Genomic DNA, 25,993 nt, shown 5'->3' on the forward strand with positions numbered 1-25,993 from the left:
TAATAATAATTTATATATACTAGCTCTAGCCATAACTATGCCTATAGCTCAATTTTTGCTTCAAGAGACTCACTATGACCGTCATAAATCAGTAATAGGCTCATTACCCTATTATTCAAGAGTAATTGTGGATAATTTAATAATAGCGACTTATTATTAATAACCATTTTGTTAATAATAACTATTTATAGAGTCTACTAATTATTAGTATCCTTTCGCTTTCGCTATACAATGCTCCCTAGGGTAGCACGACCCACCAACTAACCATAGTTTGTTTGTTCAATACTAGGTATTTAAGTAATGAATATTCACTATCATAGCAGACGCTAACAATAGCTATCTTACTATCAAGAAACATAAGATTTAGCAGAGAATCAATAAAATTCATCAATTAAGCTAATGCTGCTAATGATAACATTTTCGCTCGTAAGTTTTTATGGCTAGTTTGTGATTATCGTTGCACTTAACACAAAACATTAACAAAAGAAAAACACCGCCTTAGGACGGTGTTTTTTTGTACCTGATAAACAGTGTGTCGTTATATTAACCGGCTTGATCGATCAGCAAATTACGCAGATGACCAATAGCTTTGGTTGGGTTCAGGCCTTTTGGACAGACTGAAACGCAGTTCATAATACCGCGGCAACGGAACAAACTGAACGGATCATCTAAGCGCGCTAGGCGAGCTTGCGCATCGCTATCACGACTATCGGCTACGAAGCGATAAGCATGTAATAATGCTGATGGTCCCAAGAACTTATCTGGGTTCCACCAAAATGAAGGGCAAGCGGTTGAGCAGCAAGCACAAAGAATACACTCATAAAGACCATTCAACTGCTCACGCTGTTCAGGAGACTGCAAACGTTCTGTCGGCGGTGCTGGCTGATCGTTGATCAAGTAAGGATGCACTTTTTCATACTGCTCGTAGAACTGGTTCATATCTACGACTAAGTCACGAACGACTGGCAGTCCAGGTAGTGGTCTAATAGTAATTTTTTCAGGTAGCGTATTCATGTTAATGAGACATGCTAAGCCATTTTTACCATTGATGTTCATACCGTCAGAACCACAAATACCTTCACGGCACGAGCGGCGGAAAGTGATGGTTTCATCTTCTTTCTTTAGGCGTAATAATAAATCAAGCAACATACGATCTGACTCTAATAACTCAATCGTATAGGTTTGCATGCGCGGCGCTGCGTCCACATCAGGATCGTAGCGATAAATTTCGATGGTGCGAGTACCTCGGCTCATATTGCTAAACTCCACACTTAGTAATGGCTGGCATACAAGGGTTCTATTCTCTTAGCGTAAGTGCTGTTGAGTAACTTGTAGCTGGCAGTAAGCTGCATAAAATAAAATATCTTAATATGTTATTGGTACTAGCGCATCAGTATGCGCTAGCTCCGAACAATCCAAATAGCGATTAATTAATAAACGCGAACTTTTGGTTCAATATAATCGACTGTTAATGGAATCTTGCGCACAGGCTTATAAATGATACGGTTATCATCAGAGTACCAGATAGTGTGCTTCATCCAGTCGTGATCGTTACGACCATTTGGCGCGTAATCATCATCTTCAGGACGGTCATAATCAGCGACACTGTGCGCGCCGCGGCTCTCATGACGGCTAGCCGCTGAGATCATCGTCGCTTTGGCTACTTCGTATAAGTTAATCACTTCGAAAGCTTCGATACGAGCGGTGTTAAATACTTGTGACTTATCCGCTAAGTGAATATGATCGATCTTTTCTCCTAGAGCCAACAGCTTCTCTACGCCTTCATCCATTAGCGCTTGAGTACGGAATACACTAGCATGCTTTTGCATAATAGCGCGAATCTCATCGGCGACATCTTGTGCATTGTAGCCTTCGGTTGACTGCTGTAGCTTATTTAAGCGGCCTACAGTGAAGTCTAACACATGAGTATCAAGTGGCTTGTAGTTATGATCATTGTGATGATATTCATCAACGATATGCTTGCCCGCTGCACGACCAAAGACGACTAAATCAAGCAGTGAGTTGGTGCCTAAACGGTTAGCGCCGTGGACACTGACGCAGGCGCATTCGCCAATAGCGTATAGACCTTTGACAATCGTGCCTTCGGTATATAGACCTTCATCATCGGTGCCGGCTTCTAGATTCGGAGTGATCACCTGACCATGAATAGTGGTTGGAATACCACCCATCATATAATGGATCGTTGGAATCACTGGAATAGGCTCTTTGGTGATATCGACGTTAGCAAAGTTTTTACCAATCTCAAACACCGATGGCAAGCGCTTCATAATGGTATCAACACCTAAATGGGTCATATCCATCACGATATAATCAGCATTCGGTCCACAGCCGCGGCCTTCTTTGATTTCTTGGTCCATAGAGCGCGATACAAGATCGCGCGGTGCTAAATCTTTAACCGTTGGCGCGTAACGCTCCATAAAGGCTTCGCCATCTTTGTTACGTAAGATAGCACCTTCACCGCGGCAACCTTCTGTCAATAGCACACCGGCTCCAGCCACACCCGTTGGGTGAAACTGCCAAAACTCCATGTCTTGTAGAGGCACACCAGCGCGAACCGCCATGCCGATACCGTCGCCGGTATTAATATAAGCGTTAGTAGAGGCCGCAAAAATACGACCGGCACCACCTGTCGCTAAGACGGTAATTGGCGATTGGAATACTGCCACTGTGCCCGTCTCTTGTTCCAGAGCGATGACACCGTTGATGTTGCCGTCTTCGTCCTTGATCAAATCAAGGGCAATCCACTCGATAAAAAACTGCGTGCCTTGTTCAAGATTTTTCTGATACAAGGTATGCAAGAGCGCGTGACCGGTTCTATCAGCTGCCGCGCAAGCGCGTTGTACCGCTTTTTCGCCGTAGTTTGAGGTATGACCACCAAACGGACGCTGATAAATAGTGCCATCTTCGTTACGGTCAAAAGGCATACCCATGTGCTCAAGCTCGTAAACCACTTTCGGGGCTTCGCGGCACATATATTCGATAGCGTCTTGATCGCCTAACCAATCTGAGCCTTTGACGGTGTCATAAAAGTGAAAATGCCAGTTGTCATTGCTCATATTACCAAGGCTTGCACCGATACCACCTTGAGCAGCTACGGTGTGTGAACGCGTTGGAAATACTTTAGTAATGACCGCGACATTCATACCCGATTCGGCCAATTGCAGCGAGGCGCGCATACCTGAGCCACCACCGCCGACGATGACTGCATCGTAATTAAGGGTTTTAATGTTGCTAATAGTATTATCTTGTCTTGTTGCCATTGTGATTTTCCTAATGCCTGTTTGTGCTGGCACCTATTTTATTGATACAGGGTGCCAGCGAAGTAACTACAAGGGCTATCTACTATCTAGATCTGTGCTTTACGCTTATAAAAGGTGAAAGTTTGGCTGGTTATAACCATTACTATCGTTATTCAGTGATATAGCGACTAATCGGCAAGCTTTAAAACGCTCATTGCGATTCAAAGGTTTTAACCCAATTACCTAATCCTCTATCAAAGCGCTGCGCTCAAAAGTTATACAGCGATAACGCCAAAGCCATTGCCCCAAAAGATCATGATGCCCCAAAATACGTAAACCAAAATAGCGGCAACCATCAAAGCTTGTAACAGTAAACGCAGACCGCTCGATTTAACATAATCGGTCAACACCGTCCAAATCCCAACCCAAGCATGTCCTGCTAGCGCGATGATAGCGACTAAACTAAATAAACGCATAGGCAAGCTAGTAATAAAGGCGCTCCACTCAACGAAGCCTACACCGCTATGCGTTAAAAAGTAACCTAATAAGACAAGGCTATATATTGCTAGTACTAGCGCACCGAAGCGCTGCACTACCCAATCGCGTGAGCCTGAACCGGTAAGACCAGTGGCACTTTTGACACCTGAATTATTTTTTATCATTAGAACATCACCCATACAAATGACGCGACAATCAATATCGCTGCAATCACAAAGCTAACCACTGCCGCAGTGCGACCTGATTTTAGCTCTTCGTTCATCCCTATATCAGCAAGTAGATGCTTGACGCCCATCACAAAATGGTATGAGATAGCCGCGACAAATATCCAAGCGACAAAACGCACTAGCACATTGTCGAACACAGTTGCAAAGCTCTCAGGCGAAGCCAAAGAAGTTTGTAGTAACCACAACATGACAGGAATAAGTAAAAATAGAATAATGCCAGAGATACGATGCATGATCGAGGCAATCGCAATCGGTGATTTGGCGTTTATGGTAATCACTTGGCTTAAGGGCAGATCAATAGGTCGGTTGCTTTTCACAGCGGGCATCCTTTTAGCGGTTATACTCGAGTTCTACTTATGGTCTGGCAATCATCTACCAAACGCACTGAGCAACATACGAGATGAATAAAATAAGGAAGAGCTAGCTGACTTTGCTAAATGCACGTTACGCCATCATGGTGATATGACATATTTACTGAGCGATGACTGAATTATTCCCACTAGTGTCTGTTAACCACCATAAACACAAAAAAAAGATAACGCCATCGGCTCATCTTTATTAAGAATAACTACATGATCATCATTCTAAAAATAGAATAAATAACAATAACATTCAAGTCTTAAACGCTTTTTAATCCCTAGAATACCCTATCAATCGTAACAAGATATTAGAAAAAACCTTATTAGCCGTTAACTTTTGATAGGTTTGCATCAAATTGACAAAGCGTATGCCAGTTAAATTAACGCAATTATAAAATGACTGGCGCCTAATTACAAATTTATCCCTGAAATAGTCACTTTTGTCGTTATTTTTACAAAAACTTAAGTTTCGGTAATGGTTGGTTCAACTTTTTGAATGTGACTCTACTTATCAGCTCATATCCTTTATAAATGCATATCACAGCTGCATCTTTTCTTACATTAAGTGGTCTGTCAGCATAGTTTTGCTACTTTGTACCTTTTGTTCACGGCTTTAGCATTTATATAGGCCTAAAATATATCACTCTCAGCTTATCTTTATCAGTAGCGTTTAACTTATAAAAGTGTTAAAAACAGACGAAATTAACGCTAAATTACAGATTAGACATATTTTGATACAACTTACCACCCTTTTAGCTGCCTTTAAAGCCTATGAATCTGGTGTTTGCTAAGAAAAGTCTTTTCACCTCTTCCTGAATTACTGCTAATATAGCTTGCATATGAAGTGAGCGGCGTGCAAAGTGACCGCTCCTCAGTAATGACTTAACCAGTAACGAGACCAACCGTTACGATTACACAGTATGACGCACTAGCAAGCGTCGCTTTTACATTCATACGCTAAAACAATGGAGAGGAAATTATGGCTGACAACATTAAGTCAAATAATGAAGCCAAACTAACCGCAGAGGGTAAGGAATACCAACTTCCTATTATTCAAGGTACTTTAGGTCGTCCGGTTATCGATATCGCTGCCTTGCAAGATTCAGGCTTTTGGTCTTATGATCCTGGCTTTAAAGTGACAGCTCCTGTTGAATCAAAGATTACTTTTATTGATGGCGGTAAAGGTGAGCTGTTGTACCGCGGCTACCCTATCGATCAGTTAGCAAACCACGCTGAATACTTAGAAGTTGCTTATGCTTTAATTCATGGCGATCTACCAAACGCAGAACAAAAAGACGACTTCTTTGAGAAGATTCGTCAGCATACCGGCGTCCATGATCAGTTGCGTAAGTTCTTTGAAGGCTTCCGCCGTGACGCGCATCCTATGGCGATTATGGTCGGTGTTGTTGGTGCTTTATCGGCGTTTTATCACGATAAGCTAGATATCAGCGACGAAGATCATCGCGAAATCACCGCAATCCGTCTGATCGCAAAAATGCCGACCCTAGCGGCTATGAGCTATAAATACTCACAGGGCGAGCCGTTCATGTATCCGCGTAATGACTTTAGCTACGCAGAGAACTTCTTGTACATGATGTTTGCAACTCCTGCTGATGTTAACTATAAAGTCAATCCTATCCTCGTCGATGCGATGGATAAAATCTTTACCTTGCATGCCGATCATGAGCAAAACGCTTCGACGTCTACCGTACGCCTAGCCGGCTCTACGGGCGCGAACCCTTATGCTTGTATCGCTGCGGGCATCGCCGCTTTATGGGGTCCATCACATGGCGGCGCTAACGAAGCTGTCCTTGAGATGTTAGATGAGATCGGTAGCGTTGAAAACGTGCCAGAATTCATGGAAAAAGTGAAGAGCCGTGAAGTGAAACTGATGGGCTTTGGTCACCGTGTCTACAAAAACTTCGACCCACGCGCGCAAGTACTCAAAAAAGCTTGTGATGAAGTATTAGAAGCTCTAGGTATCGATGATCCTAAGCTCGAGCTGGCTATGGAACTAGAAAAAATCGCTTTAGAAGATCCGTTCTTCATTGAGCGTAATCTGTATCCAAACGTTGACTTCTATTCTGGTATTATTCTAAAAGCTATCGGTATCCCAACGTCTATGTTTACGGTTATTTTCTCATTAGCGCGTACCTCAGGTTGGATCAGTCATTGGATTGAGATGCATAGCGCACCGTTCAAAATTGGTCGTCCGCGTCAGCTCTATACCGGTCAGACGCATCGTGATCTTGTCAAGGTTGAAGACCGCAAATAAGGGTTAACGATTTGTTGTATTAACATATCTACCAACATAAAAAATCCCGCCGATGAGCGGGATTTTTTATGGTTAATTTTTTATGCTCAGTTTTATAATCAATTTTTATAAGCAGTTACTGAAACTCTTTTAGGGTCTGCTCATATTTTGCAATTTGTTCATCATAGTCTTTGATGGTCTCATTAAATTTGGTCATCAGCGCTTCAAACTCTTGCTGCTGAGCGACTTTCATCTCTTGCATATAGCTGGCTTGCCGAGCTTCTATCTGCTCCCAAATCTGATGCTGGACAATGAGGCGCGCTAATGCTGGACTTTTGGCATTGAGCCTGTCGGCAAGCTCAGTATGCTCAAACAGCTGCGGTATTAGGGCGGCAATATTGATTAAGGTATTTACCTCGGCGCTACTCAGAGGCTGTGATATCGGCTGATAAAGCGCATCGATGGTTTTCTGATAGCTATCGATGATTTGTTTTTCAGTCAATATTGTCGTTTCTCGCGGCTCAGCGCTAATACGTCTTAATACGGTTAGATCGCGCTCACCGACCTCAGTGCTGCTGTTTGGTTCCAGCTCAGTATCAATATCAGTGCCGACATCAGTATCAGTATCAGTATCAGTATTGGTATCGGTCTCAGTCACGGCGTCAGAGTCACCCGCTGCGAGTTCAGCATCAGTAGTGCTATTGTTGTTTGCTGCAGCCGCGTTTGACCCAGCAGCGGTATCCACCGCCGCTTCATTGTCATCATTAGTCGCATTATTTAGTAATAGATCATCGTCACTGGTAGTCATATCCGCCGCCTGCAAAGACTCATACTCTGCTTGCAACCGGCGTTGTAGGCTCTGCATTTGCGCAACATATACTGGCTGCAACTGTTTAATATAAGCGGCGGCTGAATCACTTTGGGGTACAGGTTTCATCTGGTCAGCAGCAGTTTGCTCTCCAGTATTAACCGTGCTGTCATCGACTGGTGCTTGCGGCTGACATCCAGCTAACAGCGATGCTGCTAATACCATAGTCATAAGCATCCGAGGCGACTGACGGCAAGCAGACTCAGCAAATCGTTTATGACGATTTTGTTGGTCGCCAGCATCAGTATCAGGTCTAAAAAGCGGAAAATTACGCATCAGAAAACATATCCTTTGTTAAGAGCGCCGCTATAAAAGCTAGGTTAGAGTGTTATTATTACCTTCTACTCACTTGCTCCTAGGGCGGGTTTATTTTTTATAAAAAAAGCGAGTAACTTCAATCATAGCGATTATGGCTGACAATCTGAAGGTTAAATAGTGAACGAGCTGTCGCTATCAGTATTCCTGCTAGATTTTGTTTGCTCAGTCGACACTGTCAAAAAAGGAATACAGCCCTCTAAGTCTCTGCAGTCTTGCTTAAGCTGTTGACGGATAAAATAGTCTTGCACCATGCGCGCTTGCTGCTCAATACCATATCTAAAAAACGATTTGCCAGCTTTTAGCTCATAAGCATAACGTCGATTGATCAGTGCGCCGCGTACTACTTTTAGGCCTTGTTGCCATTGCCAAACGTGAGTGAGCTCATGAATCAGCCAACTTTGTTTACTAAGCGAAGCCTTGCTAAAGTCAGCTAGCCAATTGTCGGGATGAAAGTAGATATGACCATTAGGACTGACCGCATAATTTCTTAGCACCCACCAAGCGGTCTGCAGTCGGACGCCCTGCAACTCAATGCTAGCACCAAACACCGAACGCGCTAGCTCTTTTTCACCCGCCGTTAAGGCTCGCGACTGCTGCTCAAAACGTGGTAAAGAGCGCTTTAATTTGGATAACGACTTAGATATCATTTTTTGAGGATAGCGAGACATGAGTATAAAAAGGCCTTAATCAAGTTTAGAGATGTTGGCTTGCTGAGTTATATTAACTACTTTACTAGCTTAGCTTTCATATTAGGACAGAAAAATTAAAATCAATCCACTTGTGAATGGTTAATATGCCCTAATATCTAATACAACAACCACTATTTGACTCATCATTTCTGATTTTTATGATTCAATACCATAAGTAAGCGTTAGGAGTTTTATGCCCTCTGCTTTTCACGCTGATACACCTTTAGCCCAGCGTATGCGCCCTACCACTCTAGGTGATATCATTGGCCAAGAGCATCTATTAGCCGATGATGCGCCACTGCGGCGTTTGGTCGAACAAAACCATCTGTCCTCTATGATTTTGCATGGGGAGGCAGGCATTGGTAAAACCACTATCGCGATGCTATTAGCAGAAGCAGTAGGTCGACCGTTTCATGCGTTATCAGCTTTGAACACTGGCGTTAAGCAACTGCGCGAAGTGTTGGATAATAAGGACTCGCTGAGCTTTGAATCGCCGGTGGTGTTTATTGATGAGATTCACCGGTTCAATAAAGCGCAGCAAGATGCTTTACTTGGCGCGGTAGAAGCGGGCGACATTACTTTGATTGGTGCGACCACCGAAAACCCTTCTTTTAGTGTCAATAATGCTTTGTTGTCTCGTTGCCAAGTCTACCGCTTAGAGCCGCTCGATAGCGAGCAAATCGCTGCCGTATTGCAACGAGCCATCAGTCAAGACCAAATACTGAAAACGCTGGATATCGAGCTACAAGCACAAGGCTTTATTAGTGAGCTGGCACATGGTGATGCTAGAAAGGCGCTGAATTTACTAGAGCTTGCGGTACAGACTGCTAATCCTAAGCACTCCCCTATTATCGTCGATGATGAGATCGTCGGGCGCGTGGCACAGACAGCATTGGTGCGTTATGACAGAGATGGCGAACAGCATTACGATATCGTCTCAGCGCTGATCAAATCGGTACGCGGCTCGGATCCAGATGCGGCACTTTATTGGATGGCCAGAATGCTAGTCGGCGGTGAGCCTGCTGATTTTATCGCGCGGCGTTTGGTCATTTTGGCGAGTGAAGATATCGGTAATGCCAATCCAAATGCGCTACTACTCGCGGATGCGGCCTTGCGTAGCGTCCAGTCTATCGGTATGCCTGAGGCGCGGATTATCTTAGGGCAAGTGGTGGTCTATTTAGCCACTAGCGCGAAGAGTAACAGCACTTATAAAGCGATCAATGCGGCAATGAGCTTAGCACAAAAGGATGCCTCCCCTGTACCGCTGCACCTGCGTAATGGTGTGACTAAGCTGATGCGAAATGAAGGCTACGGCGTCGGCTATACTTATCCGCATAATTATCCCAACCATTACTACGCGCAAAGCTACTTGCCTGATACTCTAATCGGCACAAGCTTCTATGAATATGCCGATAACCAGCGCGAGCAGCATAGTAAGCAGTTTATGGATTGGCTAAAGAGCCAAGCTGCTAGTAATGATTAAACCTTGATCTTTAAAGATTATTCTAAATTATCAATTCTGCTTACTAGTCAGTACAGACCCTTTTGCCATCTACTGTTACAATGACGCACAGTATTTTTGATCCCTAATCCAATAAAAAATATAGAGAGTCTTATGAGTTTAAATACCGTTCCTGAAATAATTGAAGATATTCGCGCCGGTAAAATGGTCATCTTGATGGATGATGAGGATCGCGAAAATGAAGGCGATATCATTATGGCCGCTACCCATGTGCGCCCTGAAGATATCAACTTTATGATCACTCATGCTCGCGGCCTAGTCTGTCTTACCCTATCACAAGCGCGCTGCCAACAGTTGGCACTACCATTGATGTCAGATCGTAATGAGGCTAAGTTCAGTACTAACTTTACCGTCTCTATCGAAGCGGCTGAAGGAGTAACTACAGGTATTTCTGCAGCTGACCGGGCGCGTACGATTCAAGCTGCTGTATCTTCGGCAGCCAAACCAGAAGATATCGTCCAACCTGGGCACATCTTCCCCATCATGGCGCAAAATGGCGGGGTGCTCCATCGCGCCGGCCATACCGAAGCGGGTTGTGACTTAGCACGCCTAGCAGGGCTTGAACCTGCTGCCGTGATTGTCGAGATTATCAATGCTGATGGGACAATGGCACGCCGTGATGATTTAGAAATATTTGCCAAAGAGCATGGCATCAAGATGGGAACGATAGCTGATCTTATTAACTATCGTATCGCTAATGAGCAAACGGTAGAAGAAATAGAGTCGCATCCATTTGAGACGGAGCACGGTAGCTTTACCTTGCACCGCTTTCGCGAGTTTGGCGCTGACGAGACGCATTTAGCTTTAGTCAAAGGCGATGTCAGTGCCGGCGTCAGTACCGTACGAGTGCACGGCTTTCATCCGCTGCGAGATTTATTCGCCGCCAAAAACGATACTACGGGCCGGAGCGGCTGGAGCATACAATCGGCATTAGAGGAAATCAGCGCCTCAGAGCGCGGGGTTATGGTCTGGATTGGTAGTCACCAGCCTATCGATCTTGGCGATGCGTTGGATAAAGCGGCAAGTAATGAGTCCTTGTCAACGATCACTCAGCAGCCGTATCGTAGCATCGGCGTTGGCGCTCAAATCTTGCGCCATCTTGGCGTACGTGATATGCGTTTGTTATCATCGCCGATGAAGTTCTACGCACTATCAGGCTTTGATCTAAATGTAGTTGATTTTGTTCATGCGCCAAGCAAAGACTAAAAGCGCTATGCGCAAATGATTTTACCTTTCATACTTTAAGCAAAAACAAGGCACGCTAATTAAATTAGCGTGCCTTGTTTTTAAGGATAAAAGAATAAGGACACAGCAGCATTAATAGTCTTTAGGACCTTTAATGCTTTGGAATATGATCAAATTGCGCTTCTAAAGCCAATAGACGTGCGCGTTCTTCCGCTGTCCAAGGGAGTTTTTGCTCACTATGACTATCCAAACGCACGATGACCGCTTCTGCCTCTGCGACAATCCGTTGCTGCTGCTGGCTATAATAGCGATATTCTATAATCAGGCTGGTATTACCTAAATGCTGACAACGTAGACCTATGAGCAGCGTATCAGGATAAGTCACTGGCCGCAGATACTGACAGCTAGAATGGGCTAGCAAGATAGCACTGCCCTCAAACAAATCTAAAGCCTGCAAATAATGAATGCGTGCCGACTCAGCATAACGATAATACACGACATTATTGAGATGATTTAACGCATCCATCTCGCCCCATTGCACTACCTGAGAATAAATGACAGGATAATGCTGTAAAGCAGTGGGCGTTTCATAGTGTCTGTTGCTATGCAGCTGATTCGGCTGATTGATTTTAGTATGCTCTGGACTAATAGGGCTCATAGAGTATCCATTGTTCTGTGTTATTTATTATTTTTAGGTTGATTTAGCACTTGGGTTGTCAACAGTGGCAGAGACTCGGGAGTGTCGGCTATTAGTTCATCCAACCAGGCAATCACCTCGCTGATATTATTAGGAGCTTTACTAGAGCCAGCACCGCTTAGATTGGCCGTTTTACTTTCTATTGATGACTCACTCTTTGAGACGCTATTGTCTTTAGTAGACTGAGTTGAAGCGACTAAGGGCTGTAGCTGCGTGCGCGCTTGGCTCAAGTAGCGGGTTAATTGGTCAGGCTCACGCATATTACTCGCTTGTATGGCTAAATTAAGCGTCATAAGTACTTCGTGAATAGTCAGCTGGCGTCTAGTAAGAGTGGTGGTTTTGTGCGCTAGAGTGTTATTTATATTAGTAGGCTGCTCACCGCTTCTCGTTACCGAGCTGCCATCAACCAACCTCTCATAGCGATGCAAAAAGGTTTGGATATCTTGGATAGCTATGTTCTGCAACTGCCACTGACTGGGCTGGGCACTGCGCGCTTGCAAGCGCTCGATGTCGTCACTGAGGCTTTGCTTAATGACGATATTTAGCGCCGGAGCGATCTCATTATTTGCTTGTGAGAGTTGCCACTGTAATCCAGTCAATAAGTCAATCGCCGCGCTATAGTTATTATCTGCTAGCAACCTGTCCGCCGCTTGCATCTGAATGCGTAACAAGTCTAACTGATTCTGCGCTTGACTGGTGAGCGGAGCTCTAGGAGTTGGCGCCGTCTGCTGACTAATGGCGAACAGACGATCGTCCATTTCATTAAGGCGAGTCACGACTTGTTCGTTATTATGAAGGCGCTCTTTAATTTGGCTCTCAAAACGCTGCTGACTGACGTAAAGCCAAACGAGCGCTAGTGCTAAAAGTACGATAAACAACCACTGCAAGCGCAGTAATAACATATTCGCTTGCCGGCGCTGCTGAACGACTAAAGGCGACTCAGATGACGGCTTGGGTTCAGTTGACATAACAAGCACCATTCTTCAAAAGGGAATAATTATTAGGGCGTATTGATTGCCGTCGAAATCGTTTCAGGAGATAAATCTTCTACCTGAATATGCGCTAGCTGCTGTGCGGCTACCATCTCCGCCAAACGCACGCCGAGCACCACATAGCAAAAGTCGTCTAACCTAAGAGCGCCTTTATTACCCGCTTGCTGCACGACGCTGACCCAATGCTCAAACGCGGTGCCACTGCTGATTATCACAATCGGCTTAGGTTGCGATGTGCTAGCCTGCTCTTGTTGGTTAAGATAGCTTGCTAACCATGCTGCATAATCACTAGCTGCGGAGTCTGGCATCATACGCTCATACCAAGCAATGCTCTCGATCTCAACGCCGCGCGCCTGTAACGTGTCGACTAAAAGTCTGCGTCCACCAAGCCCCCGCCATACCAGCAGCTTATCACCCGCTTGCAACCGCGCAATCTCTGCCATCGCTAGCATGCCTTCATTATTAGCAATTAACGGTTGTAATACGGGTTTAGTAGCCGCTTGCAAGACGTCAGCAGTCGCGTCGCCAACGGCAATGATAGAGCTTGGAGGATCATAATGGACGCTTTTTACTTCCATTTGCTCTGTTGACTGAGCTTGCTCCTGCGCTACTAAGGCTTGCCAGATGGCTAGTCCGGACTGCGCGGCGGTAGGACTGACCACTACTAACGCTTGATATTGACCTGCGAGCCAGCGCCGCATGATATCAATATCAGCATCTACTACCGCTCGCGTCTGCAACGTTAGCATAGGCATATCGACCACTGCAAAGCCGATATCTTGCAAATGCTCTGTCAAAGGAGCGGCGCGTTCTATGGGACGGGTATTAATCACTACTGGTGAGAGGTTACGAGACATTGAGGTGGGCACCGAGTTAAACCTTGAATGATATATTAAGTGACACAGACAAATGCTGCGATGGTCAATCGCCAATATAATAGCGGCATCATTGTTAAAGCACGAGTGTTATGATGCGCAGTTGGCATTGCCTATACTTATCATTGCGACTTAAATTATATGCTTAAGGGTTATAAATAGCGTCTAAAATAGCGCCAGCACCTTTTGCTAGTAGTTGCTCAGCAACGTCAATACCTAGCTGATTGGCTTGCTGCTCTTTTTGCGCTTGCGTGCCGCTTAGCGTTATGCGCTTTTCCGCTTTTAACAGTCTACTACCGTCTTCCTCACCGACACGCCCGCGCAGCCATAAGGTGTCGCCATTGTCATCATTAAGATTACTACTGATATCGGCAGCATCTGCCATTTGTAATATCGCATAGGCGGCAATCGGTACCTGACAACCGCCTTGCAGGTGGCGATTCAGCGCCCGCTCAGCGATTAAGCGGATACGAGCCATATCATCATTGAGTGGTGCTAGCAGTGCCATTACCTCTTGATCATCCTCACGGCATTCGATCGCTAAGGCGCCTTGACCCACTGCCGGCAAGCAAGTATCGATATCCAGCTCGCTGCGGATACGCTCGTCCAATTCAATACGCTGCAGACCACTAGTGGCAAGGATAATAGCATCATAGTCTCCGGCGTCGAGCTTGCCTAACCGCGTTCCTACGTTACCGCGCAAAGTTTTGATCTGTAAGTCTGGACGGTAAGCTTTAATTTGGCACTGGCGGCGTAGACTTGCCGTTCCCACCACAGCACCTTGTGGTAGCTCATCGATAGTATTATAAGTATTAGACACAAAGGCATCGGTCGGTGAGGCGCGCTTACAATATACCCCAAGCGTTAGACCTTCAGGAAGCTGCATCGGTACGTCTTTGAGCGAATGTACAGCAATATCTGCCTGCTTCTCATAAAGCGCCTGCTCAAGCTCTTTGACAAATAAGCCTTTACCGCCGATTTTTGCTAAAGGGGTGTCCAAAATTTTGTCACCCTTAGTGACAATTTTGAGCAGGTTGATAGTCAAATCAGGATATAGGGCCGATAACCGATCGCGAATATGCTCAGCTTGCCATAAGGCCAAAGGGCTTTGACGAGTTGCGATGTTCAAAGTAGACAAAGGAGATGACTGAGTATTGCTCATAGATAGCCTCGGAATGATAAATATAAAGAGATATATCAGAATAAAGTGACTTTAGCGCAAAAAAATACCCCTATTTAAGCATAAATAGAGGTTTGATGATATGGTCGGTTTATTAGTGACTACATACTCTGGATTTTTTCACGTAACGCGGGCAGATGACGGCGACTCACGGCTAGAGTTTCATCCGTTCCTTTAAAGCGCACCTGATAACGACCGCTATCTACCGTTTCTAAGAAGTCTAAAAAATCTAAATTGATAATGGCATTACGATGCACGCGAAATAAGCGCTCGTCGAACTCTTCTTCTAGCTCTTTTAAAGTTTCATCAATCAGTACTATCCCATCGATGTGACGAACTTTGACATACTTTTGATCTGCCGTAAAATAGTAGATATCACTAATCTTAATCAGCTCAACTCCTCGGTGGGTGCGAGCCGCGATGTGCTCACGTACCGGACGCGACATCGGGTCTTCAAGCTTACGAATCCCATCAAGCTGCGCGGCGTTTAAATTGCTGGCCTTACCTAATGCGTCAATCAGCTCATCTTTATTGGCAGGTTTTAATAAGTAGCCAATAGCATTGGCCTTAAAAGCAGCAATAGCATAATGATCGTAAGCGGTGACAAAGATAATCGCTGGCGGATGCTCAAGCTCATCGAGTATTTGCGCGCAGCGCACGCCATCCATCTCAGGCATACGTATATCGAGTAGTATAAGCTCAGGCTGATGGACTTTTACGGCATCAACTGCTTCAGCTCCAGTGCCCACTTGCGCCACGACTTCATGGCCTGATTCTTTAACAATTCTCACCAAACGCTCGCGTGCGAGTGGCTCATCGTCACAAACTACTATCCGCATAAAATACCTCTTCTGCTCTTTACTCAGTCGGTTGGTTCAAAATCGTCATTTTGGCTATCGCCTGCTGTTTTTTGTACTATAAGCGCTATTTTATACTTTTTATGTCTATAGCTGCTCATTCCACAGAGATTGCTTATACAATCATTCTAAAACAGTCACTGCAGCGATAGTTTAAGCCTATGACAATTTTTTCCTTATGTTATATCTCTCTCTTCTGCAATAAAAATTATGCAATAAATATGCCATGTCACAGATATTGCTTGTATTTTTGTGAAAGTTAGGGATAAGTAAGACAGTAAAGTAAAGGGATAAACAATTTTGCGTTACATGCCTGCATCTTGCAAAGGGTAATCAATAATCGTCATAATCTGGGTATTAGTGACCGTACTGTTAATGGTTGAGCTAGGACCAAAATAGATCTGCAAGCGTTCAGCCTGCACATGAAAATCAACATGCTGACGTAAATCATGCACGATCATCAAGGTTTTACTCGGGAGCTTTACGCTAACAGTGATAGTGACGCGGTGATCTTGCCAGACGACGGCTATGTCTATGTAGATCGTTTCCGTGGTCATCTCTACCACATTGATGAGCATTTTTTCGATAATGCTTTGCAACGTGAGCGCGGTGATAACCATATCGCCCATAACCTCATCATCAGGCAGCTGCCAATTGACGACTAGCTTATCTGCAAGGCGATAAGATTCAATCGCTACGTAGTGCTCACAAAGTGCTACTTCCTCTTCAAAGCTAATCTCACGCGCGCCGTTGAAGCTGGCCCGAAATAGAGCTGAGACATGCTCAAGTAGCCTAGCCGCATGTGGCGGGTTAGACTCTATAAGCGACAGCAAACTATTAATCGTATTAAAAAAGAAATGCGGAGCCAAACGAGCCTTTATTAAGTCGTTTTGGGCACTAAGCTTGTGCTCAAAGGACTGTTTCAGCGCTATCAGCTCACGATGACGACGCATGAAATAAAGCAAGAAAACTAAGGTAAAGCCACCGGCAAACACCATGTTGAACAGTAGCTCTAGCGCCAGCCCCTGACGATCGTATGCTAGCCAGCCGGCATTAATTAATACTAGAACGACTAACAGCATAGATAAAGTAGAAGCAAGCATGAACATCAGAACGATATAGAGGCTCACTCTAATAGGATTGCTCCGTTTGAACATAGGGCGCAAATAATCTACTAGATATAAAGTTGGTATAATAGCTAAAATATAATGAATACATTTAGTCAGATAAGCCACTAAAAACTCCGTCCCTGTCGTCAGCTCATACCGACCAACGATAGTAACGAACAACGCCCAGACCAAGATATACTGTAGCCATTGCCAAAGCGTCATCATCTCCATAACTTTAGGCACGAAAAACTCTAAGCGCTCAGCTAGCAAGGCGACCTCATCCTTTGCTATACTTGAGCCCTTATTCTTATGAGTTGTCTTATACCGATATGAACGCCAATTCTTCAAACCCTAGTAATCCTATGCAAAGCAACACTACTCCTGCCTCCGATTTTAGCACAAATGCACCCGATCAGAGTGCTCCTTCAAAAGCACAAGCTCAGCAGATGTGGGGCGGACGCTTTAGTGAAGCGACAGACAGCTTCGTCGCTGCTTTTACCGCTTCTGTCGGCTTTGATCAACGTTTCGCTCGGCATGATATCGAAGGTTCTATCGCTCATGCCACTATGCTAGGTCAGTGCAACATTTTGACTGATGAAGAAGTGGCAACTATCATTGAAGGCCTCCAGCAAGTCTTACGCGAGATTGAAGCGGGAGACTTCAACTGGTCGATTGCGCTTGAAGATGTGCATATGAACGTCGAATCGCGCCTGACCGATGTCATCGGTGCGGTGGGTAAAAAGCTGCATACGGGGCGTAGCCGTAACGATCAGGTCGCCACTGACATTCGCTTGTGGTTACGAGAAGAAACCGATAATATTATTGAGCTGTTAGTACGCCTACAAAGCGGCTTACTGAACTTAGCTGAGCAGCATACCGATACTATTATGCCAGGCTTTACTCATTTGCAGACCGCTCAGCCGGTAAGCTTCGGTCATCATGTAATGGCTTGGTTTGAGATGCTCTACCGCGATACTGAGCGCCTAGTCGATGCGCGCCGCCGTATTAATCAGCTGCCTCTAGGTAGCGCGGCGCTTGCAGGCACCACCTTCCCTATTGATCGTACAATTACTGCTGAGCTGTTAGGCTTTGAGGGTATTTGCCAAAACTCACTCGATGCGGTCTCTGATCGAGACTTTGCTATTGAATTTACCTCAGCCGCTTCTATTTTGATGATGCATATGTCGCGCATGAGCGAAGAGATTATCTTATGGATGTCAGCGCAGTTTAACTTCGTGCAGATACCCGATCGCTTCTGTACCGGTTCCTCCATCATGCCACAAAAGAAAAATCCTGACGTGCCAGAGCTGGTGCGCGGTAAAGCGGCGCGGGTGTTCGGTCAGCTAATGACCCTGCTCAGCCTGATGAAAAGTCAGCCACTCGCGTACAATAAAGACAACCAAGAAGACAAAGAGCCTTTGTTTGATTGCGTCGATACTTTGACCGGCTCGCTCCTTGCCTTTGCGGATATGCTCCCTAATATCGTACCGAATAAAGAGAGTATGCGTGAGGCCACGATGAAGGGGTATGCGACAGCGACAGATTTGGCTGATTATCTCGTGCGCAATGGCGTGGCTTTCCGCGATGCCCATGAAGTTGTCGGTAATGCGGTAGCTTTAGGCATTCAAGAGGGCGTCGATTTGAGCGACCTAAGCCTCAAGCAATTACAGCAGTTTAGCGATGTTATTGGCGATGACGTCTTTGATTATCTCACTTTAGAAGGCTCACTGGCTGCCCGTGATCATTTAGGAGGTACCGCACCGAATCAGGTCAAGCAAGCAGTGATCAACGGTCGCGCGCGCTTAAAAGCATTTGCTTAGTTGCTATTTTTGATTCGAGATTGTTGATCTTATTGTTATTTAAAACCTGCCAATACGGTGGGTTTTTTCATGCTTTTTTATAGACGGTTACTGTTGCTACACTGGATAGTCTTTGCTAAATTTGCCAAGACCGTTATCATAGAAAGATACTAATACCTATAGTCTAATAAACATAATGAATAAGGAGCACGTCATGACTGAGACTTTTAATCCGCAAGCCAATACGGTATTTTGCCGTAAGTACCAGCAAGATCTGCCAAAAATGCCGCATCCGCCTTTTCCTAACAAGAAAGGCCAAGAGCTACAAGACACGGTCTCTGAGAAAGCTTGGCAGGAGTGGCTCGAGCAGCAAACCATGCTGATTAATGAAAATCATCTAAGTATGATGGATCCTGAAGCGAAGAAATTCTTGACTGAACAGCGTGAGAAGTTCTTAGATAACGAAGATTATGAGCGCGCACAAGGCTGGACACCTGAGAAGTAAACCGCAAGACTTTTAAGAATTAATTGAAAGCAAATAGTATTTATCATAAGCTAAATTTGTTAACATAAAAATTACTAGTATAAAGCTTACTAGTATAAAAAATGACAACACTGACAGACTCGGGGTGCGTTGTACAATGAGCTAAACAGCTTTTGTGCATTCGCTGAGAGATCACCCGCCGAACCTGATGCGGTTAGTACCGACGCAGGGAAGTCTTCAGCATTTTATTATTTATGGCAAAGGACGGGCAGAAATGCCTTTTTTATCCCTATTACTTTTAGCCTTAATGTCTGCACGGCTAAGTAATAAAGATGGATATCAAGTATCGTCCGCCGCTTGATGACAATTATCCGCGATTATATGACTTGATTATTTAGTCGTTGGCTACTGCTCATAAGCTAAACTTGCTAGATGATAAATGCTACCCCCGCAGCGACTGGCGGTGTTGATTTTATTCAAAACAACACGCTAGGACAGCATATGACGACTTCAACCGTAACACCAAAAATCCAGCAAAACACCTCTGTCAAAAAAGCGGACGCGCTAAAAACCCCTGCGCATCGTAGTGCCAAGGACACCCGCTTTGAAGAAGATGCGCGCGACCTGCACCGTATCTTACCCGCCTCCCGTAAAGTCTATATCCAAGGCTCTAGAGCAGACATACAAGTGCCCATGCGCGAGATCACCCTTGATCCTACCCCTATCCAAGGCGTTGATGAGTCCGACTGGGAGCAAAACCCACCCTTTTATGTTTATGACACCTCAGGCGTCTATACCGATCCCGATGCCCATATTGATTTGACCCGAGGCCTACCAAAGCTGCGCGAGGGCTGGATAGCGGAGCGAGGTGATACCGAACAGCTAAGCGGTCTATCTAGCTCATACGGACAAGCGCGCGCACGTGATATCACCACTGCAAATTTGCGTTTTACGCATATCGATAAACCCCGCCGTGCCAAAACCGTCGATGGTCGCGCAGGCAATGTCACCCAAATGTACTACGCGCGCCGCGGTATCATCACCCCTGAGATGGAATACATCGCCATTCGCGAAACCCAAAAGCAGCATGAGCTCACCGACATGCGTCAGCACGATGGCGAGAGCTTTGGTGCCAATACTCCTAAGACTATCACCCCTGAGTTTGTGCGTTCTGAGGTCGCCGCGGGTCGCGCTATTATCCCCAATAATATTAACCATCCTGAATCTGAGCCGATGATCATCGGACGCAATTTCTTAGTAAAAATTAACGCCAATATCGGCAACTCAGCACTCGGCTCGTCTATCGATGAAGAAGTGTCGAAGATGACATGGGCGACACGTTGGGGCGCCGATACCATTATGGATCTGTCAACGGGCAACCATATCCATGAGACGCGTGAATGGCTGATTCGTAACTCGCCTGTCCCTATCGGTACCGTGCCCATTTACCAAGCGCTAGAGAAAGTCGATGGCGTCGCTGAAGACCTCACTTGGGAGATATTCCGTGATACGCTGATTGAGCAAGCCGAACAAGGCGTCGATTACTTTACTATACATGCCGGCGTGCTGCTGCGATATGTGCCACTGACTGCTAAGCGCTTAACGGGTATCGTCTCACGCGGTGGTTCGATCATGGCGCAGTGGTGCCTTGCCCATCATAAAGAGAGCTTCTTATACACGCATTTTGAAGAGATTTGCGAGATTATGAAACAGTACGATGTGGCGTTTAGCTTAGGCGATGGTCTGCGCCCCGGCTGCTTACAAGATGCCAATGACGAAGCGCAGTTTGGCGAGCTACGCACGCTAGGCGAGCTCACGCAAGTCGCTTGGCAGCATGATGTACAGGTGATGATCGAAGGTCCTGGGCACGTGGCGATGAACCGTATTAAAGAAAATATGGACTTACAGCTTGAGCTGTGCGCGGATGCGCCTTTCTATACTTTAGGACCGCTGACCACTGATATCGCACCCGGTTATGATCATATTACTAGCGCCATTGGTGCGGCAATGATCGGCTGGTTTGGTACGGCGATGCTCTGTTACGTAACACCAAAAGAGCATTTAGGACTGCCGAATAAAAAGGACGTCAAAGACGGTATCATCACTTATAAAATCGCCGCGCATGCCGCTGATCTGGCCAAAGGTCATCCGGGCGCGCAAGCCCGTGACAATGCTTTGTCCAAAGCCCGTTTTGAGTTCCGCTGGGACGATCAGTTCAACCTAGCTCTCGATCCTGATACCGCGCGTGAATATCATGATGAAACACTGCCCAAAGACGCGCACAAATCAGCGCATTTTTGCTCCATGTGTGGCCCGAAGTTTTGCTCTATGAAAATTACCCAAAATGTGCGCGAATATGCTAAAGGCTTGGATGCAAGAGAAGCTAAGAGCTTGACTGATAATATAACTGAGTCAGACATTGAGCAAGGTATGAAAGAGATGACGGAGAAATATCATCGCGAGGGGCGTCAGCTGTATAAAGAGGTATAACGTTTGATTTGACCGGCTAATAGACCAAAAAGCTCGCCGCTAATTAGATTAGCGGCGAGCTTTTATAATATCTGTCAAAGAGTAAAAAAGGTCGGATTAAACCTTTGACGCCTCATAAATCTCTTCAATCGAGGTATTGATAGTATCAGCGAATTCTTTATCGCTTTGCTGCTTGCTCAGTCCTTCAGTAAAAGCACGCGAGAAGCTAGCAATCATCCCCGGGTTTTGTTTAAGTTTCTCGCAAGCCTCATGACGACTATAGCCACCAGACAAAGCCACCACCTTGAGTACTTTTGGATGATCGATCAGCTGTTGATAAAAGCCGCCTTCTTCTGGCAAGGTCAGCTTGAGCATCACTTGATGACCCTCATCAAGAAACTCTAAATGGCGTAGGATATCGGCCTTTAGCAGCAGCTCGCAGTCATGTTTCTCAGCGCTATCGATATTGACCTCTGGCTCAACGATAGGCATCAAACCTTTAGAGAGGATCTGCTTGGCAACATCGAATTGTTGTTGCACCACAAGCTCAATGCCATCGACATTTGGCTCATAAATCACCGAGCGCATCTTAGTGCCGAATACTGGATAGTTCTTGGCTTTATCCAATAGTAAGTTTAGATTTGGCATCGGCCGCATCACCTGCACGCCGCTCATCTGCTCCGCTAAACCTTTATCAACCTTCAAAAAAGGCACAATGTTTTTATCTTCCCACAGATAGTTTGCCGTTGGTTTGCCATTGACCTCACGCTCCATAGTGTCCTCGAACAAGATCGCGCCTAATACGCGCTTATCATCGAAGCAGTCACAAGTCATAATCCGTGCGCGCATTTGATGTACTTGATCGAACATCTCTTCATCATTGCTATAATCAGCGCTTGTAACGCCATAGTTTTCTAGCGCTTTTGGCGTACTACCGCCGCTTTGATCAAGAGCGGCAATAAAGCCTGTGCCGTTTTTTATTTTTTCTAGTTGTTTTTGATAGTCCATTGCAAATGCATCCTATGGTTGTGAATAAAGATCAAAAAAGATAAAGATTAAGCGGTCGTACATGCCACTATAAGCGGCTATAAGTATCAGATAATAAGCCAAATAGTCTACAAATAACCTTACCATAGCACAAGCGATGTGCCTATTATTGCAATGTAAAACGAACGCAAGAAAACATCAGAGTATTTGGGCCATGTTCAAAATATTTTATGCCAAAAATAATACCGCCACACAGCTGATGGCTAATACGATACCTAGCATATTAATACGATTCAGCTGCTCTTTAAACACGCCGACCCCTATCAAGGTGGCGACGGTGATAACCCCAACATTCATCCCAGTAAAGACAATACTAGGCGACTCAGACAGTACCTGATGGGCACGCACATAAGCATAGATATTACCCATATTCAATGCGCCAAGCAGCAGCCCTGCTAGCAAAGCACTACTCTGCCAGCGCACGCTAGTGATCAGTAAGTAGATGAATAATAACAATCCTGCCAAGCCAAAGCTGACAAATAGCGTCAAAGGAAAAGCCGCGCCTTGCTTAGCTACTTGTTTAAATAAAATATCAATAACACCATAGCCTGCCCATACGCCAAATAGCCATAAAGGGGTTTTGGATAAAGTATTCTGACGATTATTATTCGCAGCTAGAGTGGCAGTAGAGTCATGCTCAGTTTTTATAGTGGTGCTTATATCAGTGTTCACACTAGACTTTTGCGGCGGGCGATAAACCAACGCGCCTAAGGCCAAAAACCCAAGCGCTAAGCCAAAAATACGTGTATTCGTCAACACCTCACCAAATAATAAAAAGGCGGCGATAATAGGAATAATCAAAGACAAACGCTGAGCGGCATCGGTTGCTACCATACCGATAGCCGCGATAGCACGGCCTAATATGACAAACACCAAGGGTAATAATATGCCTAGTGCGATGATAATACCCCAAGCCGACCCTAAGGTTTCGATAGCACTAAGCTCAGGTTTTAGCAGGACTAACGTCAATAAAAAAGCCACAGGGTAACCGGCGACGATAGTCTGGCGGATATCGATATCTTTTTGACGAAGTACTTTTAGCAGTACAGAAACAGCGACGCTACACAGCACCGCTACCATTAAATAGATCATTAATCTTACCCTTTAGTTTTTGTTATTCAGCGATAGAATTATGCAGTCTTTTATGACAAAGGGTTAAATGTAACTATATATTTCTAAACTAGCAATGGCTAATTTTGACTCCATCTATTTCTTGGCCGTATCGCCAACAACTATCAGGGCCAAATTACAATTAGGCAGCAGGAGGGAGTGCTAAGTTTTGTTAAAATAGAGGCCAATTTAGTCATCCCATCTACCGTGTAAATTTAGGCTTCCCTTTCCTTTACTACACTGCTCTTATGTATTGTTATTACTTATGAACGCACTATTTCGCTTTTTTGAAAACCGGCTATCCGCCTTTCCTGATACCCCTATGCCGCTGCCCTCACCTCGTGATGGGCTGTTAAAGTTTTTGTGGGCGTGTAGTAAGGGTCTGCGCGGCTGGCTATTGCTGTTTATGTTTTTGTCAGCGGGTATCGGCGTTTATGAAGCAATGTTGTTTGCTTGGATTGGTAATATCGTTGATTGGCTCGGTATCTACACCCCACAAACATTATGGGATGAGAAAGGCGATGTGCTGCTGCTAATGCTGGCGGTGCTAATTATTAGCCCCTTCTGGATTGCGCTATCGTCCTTTATCCACTTTCAAACGCTGCAAGGAGTGTTTCCGATGCAGATGCGCTGGCGTTTTCATCAGCGGATGCTGGGTCAGTCCATGCAGTTTTATCAAGATGAATTTTCAGGACGTGTCTCTGCCAAGGTGATGCAAACTGCGCTGGCGGTACGCGATACTATCTTGACCGTCACTGATATGTTCACTTATGTGGCAGTGTATTTTTTGACCACCGGTATTATTTTATTTAATTTAGATAGCTTGCTGCTGATTCCTTTTGCTATTTGGTTAGTGCTAGTGGCTGTGACTATTCGCTATTTTATTCCGCGGCTCAAACGTACCGCTGTCGTGCAAGCCGACGCTCGCGCTTTGATGGTTGGGCGTATCACTGATGCCTATGCCAATATTATGACGGTCAAGTTATTTAGCCACTCTCGCCGAGAGCTGGGCTATGCCAAAAACGCTATGGGGCAGTTTTTGGGGACCGTACACGCGCAGATGCGCTGGGTCAGCTATCTTGAAGTTTCTACTCATTTAATCAGTGTGATTTTAGTCAGCAGTACCGCAGGTATTGGCTTATATCTCTGGCAGCAAGGAGCGGTTGGGGTTGGCGCTATTGCTGCTGCGACCGCTATGGCACTGCGTCTGAATGGACTGACGCGCTGGATTATGTGGCAAACGGCTAGTCTGTTCGAGAGTATCGGTACCGTACAAGACGGCATGCGCACCTTATCAGCGCCGCAAACTATCGTTGATGTGCCAAACGCCCCGGAGCTAAAGGTCACTGACGGCCATATCGTTTTTGACCATGTCGACTTTAGCTACGAGGGTGAGGAAGAAGAAGATATCGAAGGCGAGCGCATTGATGAGGTCAACACGGCAGCCACGGCTTTGACTAAGACTGAGATAAAACTGCTAGATAATTTTTATCTAGATATAAAAGCTGGCGAAAAGATCGGTTTAGTCGGCCGCTCAGGCGCAGGCAAATCGACGCTAGTTAATTTACTCCTACGCTTTTTTGATGTCGATAAAGGTCAAATCTGTATCGATGGGCAAGCGATTGATCAAGTCACGCAAGAATCCTTGCGTCAGCAGATCGGCATGGTCACCCAAGATACTTCACTGCTTCATCGTACGGTACGCGAAAATATCGCTTATGGTCGCCCTGACGCTTCTGACGAAGAGATTATTTTTGCTACCAAACAAGCTCAAGCTTGGGAATTTATCAAAGATCTATATGATGATAAAGGCAATACTGGCCTCGACACCCAAGTCGGTGAGCGCGGAGTTAAGCTATCTGGCGGGCAACGTCAACGTATCGCTATCTCGCGCGTCATGCTCAAAAATGCGCCTATACTCTTGTTAGATGAAGCCACTAGTGCGCTCGACTCTGAGATTGAATTTGCCATTACCGAGAGTCTCAACGACATCATGACAGGTAAAACCGTTATCGCCATTGCCCATCGCCTCTCAACCATCGCTGCGCTAGATAGGCTGGTAGTGATGGATCAAGGCCATATCATCGAACAAGGCAGTCATGAGGAGCTACTAGAATTAGAAGGCGTGTATGCAGGTCTCTGGCAGCGTCAAAGCGGCGGCTTTTTGGGTGAAGAGAGTTAAAGCCAAATCTTA

At 45.4% G+C, this 25,993-nt stretch carries 21 protein-coding genes and 1 riboswitch; of the genes, 7 read left to right on the plus strand and 14 right to left on the minus strand.

The features are described from left to right. Positions 1-543: 543 nt before the first annotated feature. The 4 genes from ACTXGJ_RS07090 to sdhC all read right to left on the minus strand — a co-directional run bounded on the left by ACTXGJ_RS07090 (position 544) and on the right by sdhC (position 4,311). Positions 544-1,254, minus strand: coding sequence for a succinate dehydrogenase iron-sulfur subunit (locus ACTXGJ_RS07090; RefSeq protein ID WP_439242272.1), 711 nt, complete (start codon positions 1,252-1,254; stop codon positions 544-546). A gap of 176 nt (positions 1,255-1,430) precedes the next feature. Then, complete coding sequence (gene sdhA / locus ACTXGJ_RS07095; protein WP_439242270.1) at positions 1,431-3,281, minus strand: succinate dehydrogenase flavoprotein subunit; 1,851 nt, start codon at positions 3,279-3,281, stop codon at positions 1,431-1,433. A gap of 254 nt (positions 3,282-3,535) precedes the next feature. After that, positions 3,536-3,919, minus strand: coding sequence for a succinate dehydrogenase, hydrophobic membrane anchor protein (gene sdhD, locus ACTXGJ_RS07100; protein WP_439242414.1), 384 nt, complete (start codon positions 3,917-3,919; stop codon positions 3,536-3,538). 2 nt (positions 3,920-3,921) lie between these two features. After that, a complete protein-coding gene (sdhC, locus tag ACTXGJ_RS07105) occupies positions 3,922-4,311 on the minus strand; it encodes a succinate dehydrogenase, cytochrome b556 subunit (RefSeq protein WP_439242268.1) in 390 nt (129 codons plus the stop codon). Between the two features lie 1,012 nt (positions 4,312-5,323). Between sdhC and gltA the strand changes: the two genes are divergently transcribed. After that, positions 5,324-6,619, plus strand: a complete 1,296-nt coding sequence (gene gltA / locus ACTXGJ_RS07110; RefSeq protein WP_439242266.1) for a citrate synthase — start codon at positions 5,324-5,326, stop codon at positions 6,617-6,619. 115 nt (positions 6,620-6,734) lie between these two features. Here gltA and ACTXGJ_RS07115 read toward each other — a convergent pair whose 3' ends face one another. Next, positions 6,735-7,742, minus strand: a complete 1,008-nt coding sequence (locus ACTXGJ_RS07115; protein WP_443565503.1) for a hypothetical protein — start codon at positions 7,740-7,742, stop codon at positions 6,735-6,737. A gap of 152 nt (positions 7,743-7,894) precedes the next feature. Then, positions 7,895-8,431, minus strand: coding sequence for a type IV secretion protein Rhs (locus ACTXGJ_RS07120; RefSeq protein ID WP_443565565.1), 537 nt, complete (start codon positions 8,429-8,431; stop codon positions 7,895-7,897). Between the two features lie 235 nt (positions 8,432-8,666). On the opposite strand from ACTXGJ_RS07120, the gene ACTXGJ_RS07125 reads away from it, so the two are divergent. Together ACTXGJ_RS07125 and ribBA are read left to right on the plus strand one after the other, a co-directional pair. Next, complete coding sequence (locus ACTXGJ_RS07125) at positions 8,667-9,956, plus strand: replication-associated recombination protein A (RefSeq protein ID WP_439242262.1); 1,290 nt, start codon at positions 8,667-8,669, stop codon at positions 9,954-9,956. Between the two features lie 132 nt (positions 9,957-10,088). Beyond that, complete coding sequence (ribBA, locus tag ACTXGJ_RS07130) at positions 10,089-11,201, plus strand: bifunctional 3,4-dihydroxy-2-butanone-4-phosphate synthase/GTP cyclohydrolase II (protein ID WP_439242260.1); 1,113 nt, start codon at positions 10,089-10,091, stop codon at positions 11,199-11,201. Between the two features lie 130 nt (positions 11,202-11,331). On the opposite strand, the gene ACTXGJ_RS07135 is transcribed toward ribBA, so the two are convergent. The 6 genes from ACTXGJ_RS07135 to ACTXGJ_RS07160 all read right to left on the minus strand — a co-directional run bounded on the left by ACTXGJ_RS07135 (position 11,332) and on the right by ACTXGJ_RS07160 (position 17,133). Further along, the gene (locus ACTXGJ_RS07135) at positions 11,332-11,838 is read right to left on the minus strand and encodes an acyl-CoA thioesterase (RefSeq protein WP_439242258.1); all 507 of its coding nucleotides are present in this window, start codon (positions 11,836-11,838) and stop codon (positions 11,332-11,334) included. Positions 11,839-11,858: 20 nt separating this feature from the next. After that, entirely contained in the window at positions 11,859-12,845 is a 987-nt protein-coding gene (locus ACTXGJ_RS07140; protein WP_439242256.1) for a hypothetical protein, read from the minus strand. A 32-nt stretch (positions 12,846-12,877) separates the two neighbouring features. Then, positions 12,878-13,738, minus strand: coding sequence for a uroporphyrinogen-III synthase (locus tag ACTXGJ_RS07145; RefSeq protein WP_439242254.1), 861 nt, complete (start codon positions 13,736-13,738; stop codon positions 12,878-12,880). A 151-nt stretch (positions 13,739-13,889) separates the two neighbouring features. Further along, positions 13,890-14,906, minus strand: a complete 1,017-nt coding sequence (gene hemC, locus ACTXGJ_RS07150; protein ID WP_443565504.1) for a hydroxymethylbilane synthase — start codon at positions 14,904-14,906, stop codon at positions 13,890-13,892. Between the two features lie 119 nt (positions 14,907-15,025). After that, positions 15,026-15,763: a LytR/AlgR family response regulator transcription factor gene (locus ACTXGJ_RS07155; RefSeq protein ID WP_439242250.1), complete on the minus strand. Its 738-nt coding sequence runs from the start codon at positions 15,761-15,763 to the stop codon at positions 15,026-15,028. Between the two features lie 323 nt (positions 15,764-16,086). Then, complete coding sequence (locus ACTXGJ_RS07160) at positions 16,087-17,133, minus strand: histidine kinase (RefSeq protein ID WP_443565505.1); 1,047 nt, start codon at positions 17,131-17,133, stop codon at positions 16,087-16,089. Between the two features lie 203 nt (positions 17,134-17,336). Here ACTXGJ_RS07160 and argH point away from each other — a divergent pair, with 203 nt between their 5' ends. The 3 genes from argH to thiC all read left to right on the plus strand — a co-directional run bounded on the left by argH (position 17,337) and on the right by thiC (position 21,663). Beyond that, the gene (gene argH, locus ACTXGJ_RS07165) at positions 17,337-18,710 is read left to right on the plus strand and encodes an argininosuccinate lyase (protein ID WP_443565566.1); all 1,374 of its coding nucleotides are present in this window, start codon (positions 17,337-17,339) and stop codon (positions 18,708-18,710) included. Between the two features lie 193 nt (positions 18,711-18,903). Further along, entirely contained in the window at positions 18,904-19,194 is a 291-nt protein-coding gene (locus ACTXGJ_RS07170) for an oxidative damage protection protein (RefSeq protein WP_439242246.1), read from the plus strand. A gap of 110 nt (positions 19,195-19,304) precedes the next feature. Beyond that, positions 19,305-19,422, plus strand: a riboswitch (TPP riboswitch). Between the two features lie 252 nt (positions 19,423-19,674). After that, complete coding sequence (thiC, locus tag ACTXGJ_RS07175) at positions 19,675-21,663, plus strand: phosphomethylpyrimidine synthase ThiC (protein ID WP_443565568.1); 1,989 nt, start codon at positions 19,675-19,677, stop codon at positions 21,661-21,663. Positions 21,664-21,759: 96 nt separating this feature from the next. On the opposite strand, the gene ACTXGJ_RS07180 is transcribed toward thiC, so the two are convergent. Both ACTXGJ_RS07180 and ACTXGJ_RS07185 read right to left on the minus strand, forming a co-directional pair. Continuing rightward, complete coding sequence (locus ACTXGJ_RS07180; protein ID WP_443565506.1) at positions 21,760-22,650, minus strand: fructose bisphosphate aldolase; 891 nt, start codon at positions 22,648-22,650, stop codon at positions 21,760-21,762. Between the two features lie 207 nt (positions 22,651-22,857). Next, positions 22,858-23,781, minus strand: coding sequence for an EamA/RhaT family transporter (locus tag ACTXGJ_RS07185; RefSeq protein WP_443565507.1), 924 nt, complete (start codon positions 23,779-23,781; stop codon positions 22,858-22,860). A 283-nt stretch (positions 23,782-24,064) separates the two neighbouring features. Between ACTXGJ_RS07185 and ACTXGJ_RS07190 the strand changes: the two genes are divergently transcribed. Further along, the gene (locus ACTXGJ_RS07190) at positions 24,065-25,981 is read left to right on the plus strand and encodes an ABC transporter ATP-binding protein (protein ID WP_443565508.1); all 1,917 of its coding nucleotides are present in this window, start codon (positions 24,065-24,067) and stop codon (positions 25,979-25,981) included. Positions 25,982-25,993 lie beyond the last annotated feature (12 nt).

This window comes from Psychrobacter sp. 1Y11 (assembly GCF_052259045.1).
In the GTDB taxonomy this organism is placed as follows: domain Bacteria; phylum Pseudomonadota; class Gammaproteobacteria; order Pseudomonadales; family Moraxellaceae; genus Psychrobacter.